The sequence below is a fragment of the Mycobacteriales bacterium genome, from assembly GCA_040902655.1.
In the GTDB taxonomy this organism is placed as follows: Bacteria; Actinomycetota; Actinomycetes; order Mycobacteriales; family SCTD01; genus SCTD01.
The window spans coordinates 113,220-126,548 of sequence record JBBDWV010000014.1 but is presented as its reverse complement, the minus strand read 5'-3'; the positions used below and the strand labels follow the sequence as shown (position 1 = coordinate 126,548).

15 protein-coding genes are annotated in these 13,329 nt (G+C 72.6%); 11 read left to right on the top strand and 4 right to left on the bottom strand.

Annotated features, from left to right (window positions below; all coding sequences use genetic code 11):
• Nucleotides 1–42 precede the first annotated feature (42 nt).
• Nucleotides 43–1,236 carry a DUF6350 family protein gene (locus WD794_03605; GenBank protein MEX2289396.1) on the top strand — a complete coding sequence of 398 codons (1,194 nt, stop codon included), beginning with the start codon at nucleotides 43–45 and terminating at the stop codon, nucleotides 1,234–1,236.
• A gap of 26 nt (nucleotides 1,237–1,262) precedes the next feature.
• Here WD794_03605 and WD794_03600 read toward each other — a convergent pair whose 3' ends face one another.
• On the bottom strand, nucleotides 1,263–1,700 hold the full coding sequence (locus WD794_03600; protein MEX2289395.1) for a DUF4190 domain-containing protein: 438 nt from the start codon (nucleotides 1,698–1,700) through the stop codon (nucleotides 1,263–1,265).
• Between the two features lie 151 nt (nucleotides 1,701–1,851).
• On the opposite strand from WD794_03600, the gene WD794_03595 reads away from it, so the two are divergent.
• The 3 genes from WD794_03595 to purH all read left to right on the top strand — a co-directional run bounded on the left by WD794_03595 (nucleotide 1,852) and on the right by purH (nucleotide 4,558).
• A complete protein-coding gene (locus tag WD794_03595; protein ID MEX2289394.1) occupies nucleotides 1,852–2,307 on the top strand; it encodes a DUF4282 domain-containing protein in 456 nt (151 codons plus the stop codon).
• A gap of 113 nt (nucleotides 2,308–2,420) precedes the next feature.
• The gene (gene purN / locus WD794_03590; GenBank protein ID MEX2289393.1) at nucleotides 2,421–3,008 is read left to right on the top strand and encodes a phosphoribosylglycinamide formyltransferase; all 588 of its coding nucleotides are present in this window, start codon (nucleotides 2,421–2,423) and stop codon (nucleotides 3,006–3,008) included.
• Nucleotides 3,005–4,558: a bifunctional phosphoribosylaminoimidazolecarboxamide formyltransferase/IMP cyclohydrolase gene (gene purH / locus WD794_03585; GenBank protein ID MEX2289392.1), complete on the top strand. Its 1,554-nt coding sequence runs from the start codon at nucleotides 3,005–3,007 to the stop codon at nucleotides 4,556–4,558. Before purN ends, purH begins: the two co-directional genes overlap by 4 nt.
• Here purH and WD794_03580 read toward each other — a convergent pair.
• Nucleotides 4,530–4,967 (bottom strand): PIN domain-containing protein, encoded by a 438-nt coding sequence (locus WD794_03580; protein ID MEX2289391.1) that lies wholly within the window; start codon nucleotides 4,965–4,967, stop codon nucleotides 4,530–4,532. The two genes, purH and WD794_03580, sit on opposite strands and share 29 nt — an antisense overlap.
• Complete coding sequence (locus WD794_03575; protein MEX2289390.1) at nucleotides 4,964–5,170, bottom strand: hypothetical protein; 207 nt, start codon at nucleotides 5,168–5,170, stop codon at nucleotides 4,964–4,966. The genes WD794_03580 and WD794_03575 overlap by 4 nt, the downstream gene beginning before the upstream one ends.
• Nucleotides 5,171–5,336: 166 nt before the next feature.
• On the opposite strand from WD794_03575, the gene WD794_03570 reads away from it, so the two are divergent.
• Genes WD794_03570 through WD794_03560 form a run of 3 tightly spaced genes read left to right on the top strand, consistent with a single transcriptional unit; the run spans nucleotide 5,337 to nucleotide 7,622 of the window.
• On the top strand, nucleotides 5,337–5,990 hold the full coding sequence (locus WD794_03570) for an FMN-binding negative transcriptional regulator (protein MEX2289389.1): 654 nt from the start codon (nucleotides 5,337–5,339) through the stop codon (nucleotides 5,988–5,990).
• Nucleotides 5,987–6,736, top strand: a complete 750-nt coding sequence (locus WD794_03565) for a GNAT family N-acetyltransferase (GenBank protein MEX2289388.1) — start codon at nucleotides 5,987–5,989, stop codon at nucleotides 6,734–6,736. Before WD794_03570 ends, WD794_03565 begins: the two co-directional genes overlap by 4 nt.
• A gap of 25 nt (nucleotides 6,737–6,761) precedes the next feature.
• A complete protein-coding gene (locus WD794_03560; GenBank protein ID MEX2289387.1) occupies nucleotides 6,762–7,622 on the top strand; it encodes a tetrahydrofolate dehydrogenase/cyclohydrolase catalytic domain-containing protein in 861 nt (286 codons plus the stop codon).
• Here WD794_03560 and WD794_03555 read toward each other — a convergent pair.
• Nucleotides 7,619–8,230: an FHA domain-containing protein gene (locus WD794_03555; protein MEX2289386.1), complete on the bottom strand. Its 612-nt coding sequence runs from the start codon at nucleotides 8,228–8,230 to the stop codon at nucleotides 7,619–7,621. The two genes, WD794_03560 and WD794_03555, sit on opposite strands and share 4 nt — an antisense overlap.
• A gap of 202 nt (nucleotides 8,231–8,432) precedes the next feature.
• On the opposite strand from WD794_03555, the gene WD794_03550 reads away from it, so the two are divergent.
• The 4 genes from WD794_03550 to WD794_03535 all read left to right on the top strand — a co-directional run bounded on the left by WD794_03550 (nucleotide 8,433) and on the right by WD794_03535 (nucleotide 13,315).
• Nucleotides 8,433–8,663: a DUF3017 domain-containing protein gene (locus WD794_03550; protein ID MEX2289385.1), complete on the top strand. Its 231-nt coding sequence runs from the start codon at nucleotides 8,433–8,435 to the stop codon at nucleotides 8,661–8,663.
• A 157-nt stretch (nucleotides 8,664–8,820) separates the two neighbouring features.
• Complete coding sequence (locus tag WD794_03545; protein MEX2289384.1) at nucleotides 8,821–9,807, top strand: malate dehydrogenase; 987 nt, start codon at nucleotides 8,821–8,823, stop codon at nucleotides 9,805–9,807.
• Nucleotides 9,808–9,894: 87 nt separating this feature from the next.
• Nucleotides 9,895–12,108, top strand: a complete 2,214-nt coding sequence (locus WD794_03540; protein MEX2289383.1) for an NADP-dependent isocitrate dehydrogenase — start codon at nucleotides 9,895–9,897, stop codon at nucleotides 12,106–12,108.
• A 31-nt stretch (nucleotides 12,109–12,139) separates the two neighbouring features.
• Nucleotides 12,140–13,315 carry an MFS transporter gene (locus WD794_03535; GenBank protein MEX2289382.1) on the top strand — a complete coding sequence of 392 codons (1,176 nt, stop codon included), beginning with the start codon at nucleotides 12,140–12,142 and terminating at the stop codon, nucleotides 13,313–13,315.
• Nucleotides 13,316–13,329 lie beyond the last annotated feature (14 nt).

The following is a 13,329-nucleotide window of genomic DNA, read 5'->3' as shown; positions in this document are numbered from 1 at the left end:
GCACCCGTGGTTCGTCCAGTGGCTGGGACAGTCGTCAGCGCCATGACCGAGACGCTGAACCGCCCCGCACCCACGTCCCTGCGCTCGTCCCCGACCCGCAGCGGTGTCGGTGCTGGTGCCGCCGCGGCGCTGTGGACCACTGCGGTGGGGCTGCTCTGCGTGGTCGTGCCGGCGCTGCTCGTCTGGGGCACCGACAGCCGTTCGGGTGCCGGGGCCGGGGAGGCGCTGCGCAACGCCGCGCGGCTGTGGCTGGTCGCGCACGGCGCGTCGCTGGACGTGCCCGGCGGGCGCTACGCGCTGACGCCGATCGGGTTGTTGCTGCTGCCCCTCGCGCTGCTGGCCCGTTTCGCCGCCGTCGCCGCTCGCGACGTCCGCCCGGCGCGGGTACGCGCGGCCATGACGCTGACGCTGTGGATCGCCGGGCCGTACGCCCTGCTCGTGGCCGCCGTGGCGGTGGCCGCCACCGACCCGGACGTGTACGTCTCGCCGGTGCAGTCCCTGCTCGCCGGGCTGGCCGTGGGCCTTGCAGGCGCAGCCTTCGGCGTGCTGTGCCCGGGCCGGCTGTGGCGGGCAGCCTGGCACGCGCTGTCCCGGCGTACCCGGCGGCTGGTGCAGGCCGCGGCGGCCGCGGCCGCCCTGTCGATCGCTGCCGGCGCGGTCCTGGCCGGTGGCTCGCTGGCCTTCCACGGGGCGCGTGCCGCCGAACTGGCCGGCTCCAGTGAGCCCGGCGTGGTCGGCGGGATCGCCCTGCTGCTGGCCTGCCTGGCCCTGCTCCCGAACGCCGTCGTCTGGGCCGTCGCCTGGCTGGCCGGCCCCGGCTTCGCCGTCGGGGTCGGCACCGTCGTGAGTCCGTCCGCCCACGAGGTCGGGCCGGTCCCTGCGTTGCCCCTGCTCGCCGCCCTCCCGGACACGGCAGTGCCCGGGTGGGTGGGGGTAGCCGGCCTTGTCGTCCCGCTCGTCGCCGGTGCCGTCGCCGGCCGGATGGTCATCGCTGAACTCGCCGCCGACGAGCCGGGACGGGTGCGCACGGTGACCGAGGCGGCGCTCGTCGGGCCGGTCTGCGGTGCCGCGGTCTGGCTGCTGGCCTGGCTGTCCGGCGGCGCGGTCGGGGGGGCCCGGCTCGTGCAGGTGGGCCCGTCGCCGTGGCGGGTGGCGCTGGCCGTGGCGACGGTGGTCGCGGTCGGTTCCGTCGCCGGTGCCCTGCTCCGCCGCGGCCGCCTGCTCGGGCGCTCCTGAGATCGGGCGGCCTGCGCCCCGCCCGTTCAGCCCCCGCGGACGACCTCCTCGAACTCCGCGGCGCACCTGTCGATCGCGGCCTGGTCGCTGCCGGCCTGCTGGAGGCACTCGGTGAGATTGGTCAGCTTGCCGCCGCCCAGCAGCGACACGACGCCGGCGATGACCAGGATCGTCAGCAACACTCCCACCATGCCGGTGATGACGCCGGCCAGGGCCATCCCGCCGTTGGTCGCCTCGCCCCGCTTGGCCCGCCCTCGCCCCACCAGACCCAGGACGACGGCGACCACGCCGAAGATCCCGCCGACGAACAGGAACCAGCTGACCAGGCTGAGGATGCCGAGCACCAGCGCGGCGACGCCCAGCCCGTTGCGGGCGGCGCGGGGAACGGGCTCGCCGAAGGCGCCCGGACCGGCGTGGCCCGGCGGGGTGGTCGGCGGACGGTACGGGTCCTGTGGGCTGCTCATGGGTCCTCCCGGCTCGGGCTGGTCATCGTCACGGTCCTGCCCCTGTCGGTCCGTCGGAACCGACGGCGGTGCCCGGCGCGTCGTGCCTCCTGTCGCTCGTCGCCTCGCTACCGTCCGGTGGAGGAGCATCGGCCCCAGACGAGGAGCGACGATGAGTGCCCAGCAGACGGACGCGAAGAGTTTCATCGGCGGCCTGTTCGACTTCAGCTTCACGACGTTCGTCACGCTGAAGTTCCTGCGCGTCATCTACGGGATCCTCGTGGTCCTCATCCTGCTCGGCGGGCTGGTCTTCCTGCTGCGGGTCCTGTCGCTCGGCGGCGTCGGGATCGTCCTCGGGCTGATCTTCGTCCCGCTCGGCACCTTGCTCTACCTGGTGTTCGCACGGATGTGGATGGAGCTCATCGCGGTGCTCTTCCGGATCGGCGAGAACACCTCGACGCTGGTCGCCCTGATGAGCTCCGGTGCCGGCGGCCCCGGCAGTCCCGGCAGTCCCGGCAGTCCCGGCGGACCCCCTCCGGGAGCAGGCCCGTGGGGCGGAGGGCCGGGCGGGACGGGCCCGCAGACGCCGTACACCGGCGGGACCGGGCAGCCCGGCCCCTTCTCCTAGACTGCTCGCTGCCCGCGCCGAACGGTCGCGGGCGGTGATCCTTCAGCGGCGGTCCCTGACGGCACCGCCTCCCGCAGTCACTCGAGGAGCACGTCCTGTCCGCACGCCTGGTCGTGCTGGCCTCCGGCACCGGCAACACCTTGCAGGCCCTGCTGGACGCCTGCGCCGACCCCGCCTTCGGCGCACGCGTGGTCGCGGTCGGCAGCGACCGCCGCGGGATCCGGGCGCTCGACCGGGCCGCCGCAGCCGGTGTCCCGACCTTCACCGCGGCGCCGGCCGACTCTCCCGACCGGGCGCGCTGGAACACGACGCTTGCCGACGCGGTCGCGTCGTACGCCCCCGACCTCGTCGTCTGCGCCGGTTTCATGCGCATTCTCGGCGCCGACTTCCTGACCCGGTTCCCGCACCGCGTGGTGAACACCCATCCTGCGCTGCTGCCGGCGTTCCCGGGCGCGCACGCGGTGGCCGAGGCACTCGCGTACGGCGTGCGGTTGACGGGCGTGACCGTGCATCTGGTGGACGAGGGAGTCGATACCGGACCGGTCGTGGCGCAGGCTGCGGTACCGGTGCGGGAGGACGACGACGAGGCCTCGCTGCACGCGAGGATCCAGGACGTGGAGCAACCGCTCTACGTCGAGGCAGTGCGGCGGCTGGCGCGCGAGGGCTGGACCGTCGAGGGAAGGACCGTGAGATTCCGATGACCCGCACCCGAGTGCGCCGCGCGCTGCTCAGCACCTACGACAAGGCAGGGCTGGTCGAGCTGGGCCGGGGGCTGGCCGACGCCGGCGTCGAGCTCGTCTCCACCGGCTCGACCGCCGCCCGGCTGCGCGAGGCCGGTGTCGCCGTCACGCCGGTGGACCAGCTGACCGGCTTCCCGGAGTGTCTGGACGGACGGGTCAAGACGCTGCACCCGAAGGTGCACGCCGGCATCCTGGCCGACCTGAGGCTCACCGACCACATCGCGCAGCTCGAGCAGCTCGACATCGAGCCGTTCGAGCTGGTCGTGGTCAACCTCTACCCCTTCACCGAGACGGTCGCGTCGGGCGCCGCACCGGAGGAGTGTGTCGAGCAGATCGACATCGGCGGGCCGACGATGGTGCGCGCCGCGGCCAAGAACCACCCCTCGGTGGCGGTGGTCGTGGACCCCGCGTCGTACGGCGAGGTGCTCGGGGCCGTCCGGCAGGGCGGCACGACACTGGAGCAGCGAAAGCGCCTGGCGGCGCAGGCCTTCGCGCACACCGCGGCGTACGACACGGCGGTCGCCTCGTGGTTCTCCTCCGGCTACGCGCCGGCGGACGAGGAGCGCTTCCCGGCCTTCCTCGGCGCGACCTGGGAGCGCTCCGCGGTGCTGCGCTACGGCGAGAACCCGCACCAGGGTGCGGCGTTGTACCTGGCGCCGGGCGGGGCGGACACGCTCGCCTCGGCGCAGCAGCTGCACGGCAAGGCCATGTCGTACAACAACTACGTCGACACCGACGCCGCGCTGCGCGCCGCGAACGACTTCGCCGAGCCGTGCGTGGCCATCATCAAGCACGCCAACCCGTGCGGGATCGCGGTGGCCGGCGACATCGCCGACGCGCACGCCAAGGCGCACGCCTGCGACCCGGTGTCGGCCTTCGGTGGCGTGATCGCGGCCAACCGGCCGGTCTCCCTCGCGATGGCCGAGCAGATCGCGGACGTGTTCACCGAGGTGGTCGTCGCCCCGGCGTACGACGACGGCGTGGTCGAGCTGTTGTCGAGGAAGCCCTCGATCCGCCTGTTGCGCACCGGTGGTTTCGGTGGCCGGGGCGTGGAGCTGCGCCCGGTGAACGGCGGGGTGCTGTTGCAGGACGCGGACGCGCTCGACGCGCCCGGGGACGACCCGGCGAGCTGGACGCTCGCCGCGGGGGAGCCGGCAGACGCCGCGCTGCTGGCCGAGCTGGCCTTCGCCTGGCGGGCCGTACGCGCGGTCAAGAGCAACGCGATCCTGCTCGCGGCAGATGGCGCCACGGTCGGCGTGGGCATGGGCCAGGTGAACCGGGTGGACGCCGCGCGGCTCGCCGTGGAGCGGGCGGGGGAGCGGGCGGTCGGGTCGGTGGCGGCGTCGGATGCGTTCTTCCCTTTCGCCGACGGGCTTCTCGTGCTCCTGGACGCCGGCGTCCGCGCCGTGGTCCAGCCCGGCGGGTCGGTGCGCGACGAGGAGGTCGTCGCGGCGGCGAAGAACGCCGGCATCACGATCTACCTCACCGGGACCCGGCACTTCGCACACTGATGCGCCGCGGAACCACCCACTGGCTCAGCAGTGCCGGTTCGACCTCCTGGCAGAGGTCGAAGTCTTGGTCGTAGTGCAGAAGGACGGCTCGGTACTCCAGCGCGGTCGCCGCAAGCAGAAGATCGACGGCACCCGCCGCCCGTCCCGCTCCGGCCGCGAACAGCCGGCGCTGCAACTCTTCCGCGCGCCGAGTGACATCCGGAGTCGTGTCCAGCGGGATGAACGCCTCGAGGATCCCCGCCAGGCGCGCATGCTCGGACTCGCTTCGCGCGGAGTAGCAGATTTCCAGTCGCATCGGCGAGCACGCCGCCGGAACCGCCCTGGCGTTCCACTCCTCGACCGCCGCGGCGACCTGCGCGCTGCGTCCAAGCCGATGGAACGCGGAGGCGTCGAGGAGGTAGAGGTTCACCGAGTCGCGTCGCGAACGGCATCCGGGTCGCCCAGGTCGGGCAGGTCACCCGACCGCGCCCAGGCGAGCAACTCACCCATCGCGCCCTGCGCGGCGACGATGTCGAGCGCCCGCGTGATCGTGTCCTTCTTCGTTCGGGTTCCGAGAACCTCCGCGGCCCGGGCCAACTTCTCCGCAGGCACGTCAACGAGCGTCTTCGCCACAGCCAACACCTCCCAGTTTGATATCCAAATCGTACCATCCAGATATCCACGGCTGGGCGTCGGCACCGCACAGACCCGGCCGGCGACGACCCGCCGTTCTGATCTGACGCTCCGGAGCAGCACATATGCATGGAGCTGCACTCGAACGCATGACTATGCTGCCGAGATGTTGATCCATCCCTGTGACGCGGCGCTGGACGAGCGCGAGTGGCGGGCATGGCTGGGTGAAGGACGTGACTTCGGCCAGCTGGTCACCAGCGACACGGACGGCTGGCCGCTGGTGGTGCCGACCCACTTCGTCCTCCAGGGCGAGCAGCAGGTGCTGGTGCATCTGGCTCGCTCGAACCCGATGTGGGCGGCGCTGCAAGCGGATTCCCGTGTCCTGCTGGCCGTGCTGGATGACTACGCCTATGTCCCGACCGGCTGGCGTGCTGCGCCTGACGTCCCGCCCGAGCACGGCGTCCCGACGAGCTACTACGCCGCCGTGCAGCTGAGGTGCCGGGCCGAGATCGTGGATGACCCCGTGGGCAAGGCCGACCTGCTGAGGCGGCAGCTGGAGCACTTCCAGCCCGACCGGGACTTCGCCGACATCTCCGTCGACAGCGAGCCGTACGGCCGCATGCTCGCGGGCATCCGGGCTCTGCGCTTGCACGTGGTCGACGTACGGGCGAAGTACAAGTTCGACGACCACAAGCCCGCCCGACACCGGCGCGACGTCGCCCGGCGCCTGCAGCAGCGCGCGCTGGGCCGTGACCGGGGGGCCGCCGACCAGCAGCTGCGCCGGCTGCAGCAGTCCCTGCAGGCACGCGGACCGGCGTGACTGCCCCGTACCGTCTGGACGAACTCACGCACCGTGGCTGGCCTGCTCTGGAGAGCGTCGAGGTGGACGGCTGGCTGGTCCGTCTGGCGCAGGGTGTCACGCAACGCGCCAATTCGGTTCTCCCGCTCCGGGCGCCACGCGACCTGAGCGCCGCTGTCGAGGAAGTGGAGCGGATCTACCGACAACGCGGCCTGACGCCGACCTTCCAGATCAGCCCTGCCGCGCAGCCGGCCGGCCTTGACGATCTTCTTGCCGACCGCGGTTACGCGGTGCGTACGCCCACCGTGATCCAGGTCGCCGACGTCAGCACCGCTCTGCGCCGGCTCCTCACGTCGGCGGTGGCCGCCTCGGTCGAGACGGCGCCCGACGAGGACTGGATGCGGCTCTGGTGGTCGATCGACGGCCGCGGTGGTGCCCAGGCACGCGCCGTTGCGTCCAGGCTGCTCACCGGCGGACCTGCCCTCTACGGATCGATCCGGGACAGCACCGGCGTGACGGCGGTTGCCCGACTGGCCCTGGTCGAGGAGTGGGCGGGTGTCTTCTGCATGGCCGTGCGCCCGGACGCCCGCCGCCGCGGCTACGGGCGCGCCGTGCTGCGCACCCTGCTCGAGCAGGCAGCGAGCCACGGAGCCACCCGCGCCTGGCTGCAGGTACTCGACGGCAACCACGGGGCCCGAGCGCTCTACGGCGACGCCGGCTTCGCCGCCGCGTCCAGCTACCACTACCGCAGCGCGTCGTCGCCCTGACCGACCGCCGCTAGGGTTCTCGTTCGTGACTGCCCGCCTGCTGCCCGGAGCCCCTGTCGCGGAGGCCGTGCTGGCCGACCTGCGGCCCCGCATCGCCCGCCTCGTTGCGGCCGGTCACCAGCCGGGGCTCGGCACGATCCTGGTCGGCGGGGACAGTGCCAGCGGCGGCTACGTGAACATGAAGATGGCCAAGGCCGCCGAGCTCGGCATGACCAGCCCCCACGTCCAGCTGCCCGATGACGCCACGCAGGCAGACGTGGTCGCCGCGATTCGCTCGATGAACGACGATCCGGCGGTCGACGCGATGCTGGTGCAGCACCCGACGCCGAAGCAGATCGACTTCGAGGCAGCCCTTCTCGAGATGGACCCCGACAAGGACGTCGACGGGCTGCACCCGGTCAACATCGGTCGGCTGGCCCTCGGGATGGCCGGCCCCGTCCCGTGCACGCCTGCGGGGATCGAGGCGCTGCTCGCCCACCATGGCATCCCGGTGGCCGGACAGGAGGTCTGCGTCCTGGGCCGCGGCACCACCCTCGGGCGCCCGCTCGCGCTGCTGCTCACGCAGAAGCGGCCGACGGCGAACGCCGCCGTGACCGTGGTGCACACCGGGGTGCCGGACTGGGAGCGCTACACCCGCCGCGCGGCGATCGTCGTGGCCGCCGTGGGCGTGCCCGGGATTCTGCGGCCCGAGCACATCACCCCCGGTGCGACCGTTGTCGGCGGCGGGGTCCGCTACGAGGGCAGGCGGCTGCTCCCCGACGTCGATGAGGCCTGCAACGAGGTGGCCGGCGCGATCACGCCGCGGGTCGGCGGTGTCGGCCCGACGACGGTGGCGATGTTGTTCAAGAACTGCGTCGAGGCTGCGGAGCGTCGGGCGGAGAGCTAGCCGGCCCGCCGGACCGACTCCTCGACATCGACCGGCAGCGGCCGCACGATCCCGGAGCTGATGACCTCGTTGGCCAGCCGGGCTCGCCGATTCACGCCCTCCGGGATCCGGAACTTTACGTACAGCCGCAGCAGGTGCTGCTTGACAGCCGCCTCCGTCACGACCAGCTCTCCGGCGATGTCGCGGGCAGTGGCCGGAGCCACGAAGGCCTCCTGCTGCAGTGCCGGTCGGCACAGCGAGGTCAGCACCTCGCACTCGCGGCGGGTGAGCTCCGGCGCCGACATGCGGCGCATCTCCACCGTGTCGTCGGCGCCCCCCGCGGTGAGTCCGGCCACCCGGGTGCGGCAGGCACCGAAGGCCAGCACGTCCCCGTCCAGCAGCACCCGGCGTCCCACCGGCCGGCCGTTGATCCGGGTGCCGTTGACCGAAAGCCCGAGGTCGCTGACGTAGAAGTGCCCGCCCCGCCGGACGATCTCGGCGTGCAGCCGCGAGACGCTCAGGTCGTCGAGGGCGATGTCCACACCTGGTCCACGCCCGACCGTCGTGACCTCGGCAGCCAGCGCGAACGTCTCACCGCTGTCCTCGAGCCGGAGGTGGGGCGTCTGCACGGGCGGGTCCTCCCAGCGGCGTGTGACGAGCGCGGACGGCGAGAGGTCCGCCGCGCACAGGGTTACCCGCAGCCGCGGCCGGTACACCCGCCCGCCGCCCGGCCGTGGCCGGACGCAGAGCCGGCACGCGGCGGGGGACAGCTCGCTACGCTGCGGCGATGTTCGAGCCGAGGAGCGCCCGCTGAGTCAGCTGCCCGCTGCCGTGGTGCTCGCGCTGGCCGGGCTCGGGCTGCTGCTGGCCGCGGTTCAGGACTGGCAGGTGGGCGCGTTCACGCTCTCGCTGGCACTCCTGCTCGCCGCCGGCCTGCGATTGACCCTGCCGGTCCGCTCGGCAGGGTGGCTCGCGGTGCGCGGTCGCGGCGTCGACAGCGCAGTGCTGCTCGGCCTCGGCTTCGCCCTGGCGGTGCTGGCCAACACCATTCCGAGGCCCTGACACCCTTCCGAGGCCCTGACCGCGAGGCGCCCCGGTGCCTCCGTGGGCTTCCGGCGGAGCTGCACCGCAGGACGGCCCCCGACGTCCCGGGCCCCGCACCCACCTCGTAGCCTGACGCCGCAGACGAATGTCCCCCGAGAAGCGGAGTCCTGTCCCTATGCCCAGCCCCGTTCACGTCACCGTCACCGGTGCGGCCGGCCAGATCGGCTACGCGCTGCTGTTCCGGATCGCTGCGGGTGGGCTGCTCGGCCCGCAGACCCCGGTCCACCTGCGCCTGCTCGAGATCGAGCCGGCGCTGAAAGCGGCCGAGGGCACCGCGATGGAGCTGGACGACTGCGCGTTCCCGCTGCTGTCCGGCATCGACATCACCGCCGATGCGCGGCAGGCCTTCGACGGCACCAACGTCGCACTGCTCGTCGGTGCCCGGCCGCGCACCGCCGGCATGGAGCGCGGTGACCTGCTGTCGGCCAACGGCGGGATCTTCCGGCCTCAGGGAGAGGCCCTCAACGCCGGCGCGGCCGACGACATCCGGGTCCTGGTCGTCGGTAATCCGGCCAACACCAACGCGCTCATCGCTGCATCGCACGCGCCCGACGTCCCGGGCGACCGCTTCACCGCGATGACCCGGCTGGACCACAACAGGGCGCTCTCGCAGCTGGCCAAGAAGACCGGCACGAGCGTCAACGACATCGCGAAGCTGACGATCTGGGGCAACCACTCCGCGACGCAGTACCCCGACTGGAGCAAGGCCACGATCGGCGGCCGTCCCGCCGAGGAGGTCGTCGGCGACCGCGGGTGGCTGGAGAACACCTTCATCCCGACCGTGGCCAAGCGTGGCGCCGCCATCATCGAGGCGCGCGGGTCGAGCTCGGCAGCGTCGGCCGCCAACGCCGCGGTCGATCACGTCCACAGCTGGGTCAACGGCACGCCTGCGGGCGACTGGACCTCTGCGGCGATCATGTCCGACGGCAGCTACGGCGTGCCCGAGGGCATCGTCTCGAGCTTTCCCTGCACCAGCGAGGGCGGCGAGTGGAAGATTGTGCAGGGCCTGGAGATCGACGAGTTCTCCCGTACGAAGATCGATGCCTCCGTCGCCGAGCTCGTCGAGGAGCGCGACGCGGTGCGCGGGCTGGGCCTCGTCTAGCGGGAGAGCCGTCCCCGGCCCATGAGCCGACGCCCGCGGCGTCGCCCTGACTCACCAGCCCATCCCTCGTCCCGAATCAGGCAGGCCATGAAGATCATCTACACCTACACCGACGAGGCGCCCGCGCTCGCCACGCACTCGTTGTTGCCCGTCCTGCAGGCGTACGCCGGCAAGGCCGGCGTCGACATCGAGACCCGCGACATCTCGCTGGCGGCGCGCATCCTGGCGCAGTTCCCCGACCGGCTGACCGAGGGGCAGCGGGTGCCGGATGCGCTGACGGAGCTCGGTGAACTGGCGAAGACGCCTGCGGCCAACATCATCAAGCTGCCCAACATCAGCGCCTCGGTTCCGCAGCTCAAGGCCGCCATCGCGGAGTTGCAGGGCGCGGGCTTCGCCGTCCCGGACTACCCCGAGAACCCGCAGACGGCGCAGGAGAAGGCTGCCCGCGCCCGCTACGACACCGTGAAGGGCAGCGCCGTCAATCCCGTGCTGCGTGAGGGCAATTCCGACCGTCGGGCACCCGCATCGGTCAAGGGCTTCGCCCGCACGCACCCGCACTCCATGGGGGCCTGGTCCTCCGACACGCGCTCGCACGTCACGACGATGCAGGACGGTGACTTCCGGCACTCGGAGGCCTCCGTGACGGTCGGCCAGGCGTCGACGCTGAGGATCGAGCATGTCGGGTCCGACGGCACGGTGACGGTGCTGAAGGAGTCCCTCCCGGTCCTGGCGGGGGAGATCGTGGACGCCGCGGTGATGCGCAAGGTGGCGCTGGAGGACTTCCTGGCCGGCGAGATCGCCGACGCGAAGGCCAAGGGCGTCCTGTTCTCGGTGCACCTGAAGGCGACAATGATGAAGGTCTCCGACCCGATCATCTTCGGCCACGTGGTGAAGCAGTTCTTCCGGGAGGTGTTCGGCCGGTACGGCCCGGAGCTGGCCTCCGTCGGCGCCGACCCGAACGACGGCCTGGCCAGCGTCCTGAACGCACTGGACAAGCTGCCCGCGGACACGCGGGAGGCGGTGGACAAGGCGATTTCGTCCACGTACGAGAACGGCCCGGCGCTGGCCATGGTCGACTCGAGCAGGGGCATCACCAACCTGCACGTGCCCAGCGACGTGATCATCGACGCGTCGATGCCCGCGGCGATCCGCAGCTCCGGGCAGATGTGGAACGCCGACGACCAGCTGCAGGACACCAAGTACGTCATCCCGGACTCCTCCTACGCCGCCCTCTACGCCGAGACCGTCGACTTCTGCCGTGAGCACGGCGCGTTCGACCCGGCCACGATGGGAACCACCCCCAACGTCGGCCTGATGGCGCAGAAGGCCGAGGAGTACGGCAGCCACGACAAGACGTTCGAGATCGCGGCGGCGGGCACCGTCCGGGTCGTGGACCCGGTGGGCACCGTGCTGCTGACGCACGACGTGGAGCCCGGCGACGTCTGGCGCGCCTGCCAGACCAAGGACGCGCCGATCTGCGACTGGGTGCAGCTGGCCGTCTCCCGCGCGCGGGCGACCGGTGCGCCGGCGGTCTTCTGGCTGGACGAGACCCGCGCCCACGACGCGCAGGTGTTGAAGAAGGTGCGCAGCCACCTGGCCGAGGTCGATCTGGACGGCCTGACGATCGAGGTCATGGACGTCGCCGCCGCCACCCGCTACACCCTCGACCGCGCCCGCCGGGGTGAGGACACCATCTCGGTCACCGGCAACGTGCTGCGCGACTACCTCACCGACCTGTTCCCGATCCTCGAGCTGGGCACGAGCGCCAAGATGCTGTCGATCGTGCCGCTCATGCAGGGCGGCGGCCTGTTCGAGACCGGTGCCGGAGGTTCGGCCCCCAAGCACGTGCAGCAGCTGGTCAAGGAGAACCACCTGCGCTGGGACTCGCTCGGAGAGTTCCTGGCGTTGTCGGTGTCGTTCGAATTCCTCGGCGAGAAGACCGACAACGCGCGCGCGGCCCTGCTCGGCAGGACGCTGGACTCGGCCACCGCGATGCTGCTGGAGGAGGGCAGGTCGCCCTCCCGCAAGGTGAACGAGCTCGACAACCGTGGCAGCCACTTCTACCTCGCTCTCTACTGGGCACAGGCGCTGGCCGGGCAGTCCGACGACGCCGACGCGGCGGCGCTGTTCGCGCCGCTGGCGCAGCGGCTTGCCGCGGACGAGGCCGCCATCGTCGAGGAGCTCGGCGCGGTGCAGGGCTCGCCGGTCGACCTCGGCGGTTACTACTACGTGGACAAGGCCAGAACGGACGCGGTGATGCGCCCGAGCCCGACCTTCAACGCCGCCCTCGCCGGCTTCTGACCGGGGCCGACGCCGCGTCGCGTAGAGCCCGGTGACCGCGTCCAGGCCGCGCTCCGCCTCCTGGCGGCGCGCGGCCTTCGCGCTGTTCGCGGTGGCTGCCGGCACCAACGTCTCGACGCCGTTGCTCCTGCTCTACCGCGACCGCCTGGACCTGTCCGGCCCGCAGACGACCCTCGTCTTCTCCGTCTACGCCGCCGGCCTCGCGCCCTCCGTGCTCGCTGCCGGTCCGCTGTCCGACCGGTACGGCCGCCGGCCGCTGGTGCTGCCGTTCACGCTGCTCGCCGGTGTGGCGTCGCTGCTGTTCGCCGGCGCGAGCGACTCCTTCGCGCTGCTGCTGCTCGCCCGGTTCGTACAGGGGCTGGTCAGCGGCGCCGTGTTCACCGCCGCCAGCGCCTGGCTCGCCGAACTGTCCGAGCAACAGGGGGAGGGGCAGGCGGCGGGAAGGCGGGCCGCCGTCGTCCTGGCCGCCGGCTTCTCGCTCGGCCCGCTGATGTCCGCCCTGCTGGCGGTGACCCTGCCGATCCCGCTGGTGCTGCCGTACGCCGCGCATGCCGCGCTGACGGTTGCCGGGCTGCTCGCCGTCCGGACGCTGCCGGAGACCGCGCCGCGGTACCGGCGCCAGGTCGGTGATCCGGCCCGCTCGCCGCTGGTGCGCCGGGGCGACCGGCTGCTGGCGCTGACCGCCCTCGCCCCCGTCGCGGTGTGCGTGTACGCCTTCCCGGCCACCGCCATGGCCGCCCTGCCGCTGCTGGTCGGCCTGCCCGGCGACGGCGTCCTCACCGCCGGCGTGCTCGCCGGCCTCACCCTCGGTGCCGGAGCGGCCGCCGCGCCGCTGCAGCGCCGGCTCGGGACGTGGACAGGCGCGTGCGCCGCCCTCAGCGGGGCGCTGGGCTTCGGCTTGTCCCTCCTGGCCGCCAGCACGGACGCCTGGCCGGTGCTGGTGCCGGCGGGGCTGCTGCTGGGGGCAGGCAGTGGCTGGGCGCTGGCGTCCGGGCTGGCGCTGACCGTGCGGCTGGCTCCCGTGGAGCGCCGGGGCGCGCTGACCGGCATCTTCTACGCCGTCGCCTACACCGGCATGGCCGCGCCGTTCTCCGTCACGACGCTCGCCCGGGCGGTCGGGCCGGTCCTGCCGCTGGCGGTGGCCACCGGGCTGAGCGGTGCGCTGGCCCTGCGCCTGGTACCGCTCGCGCGGTCCAGGCGCCTCTAGTTCCGGGCGACGAG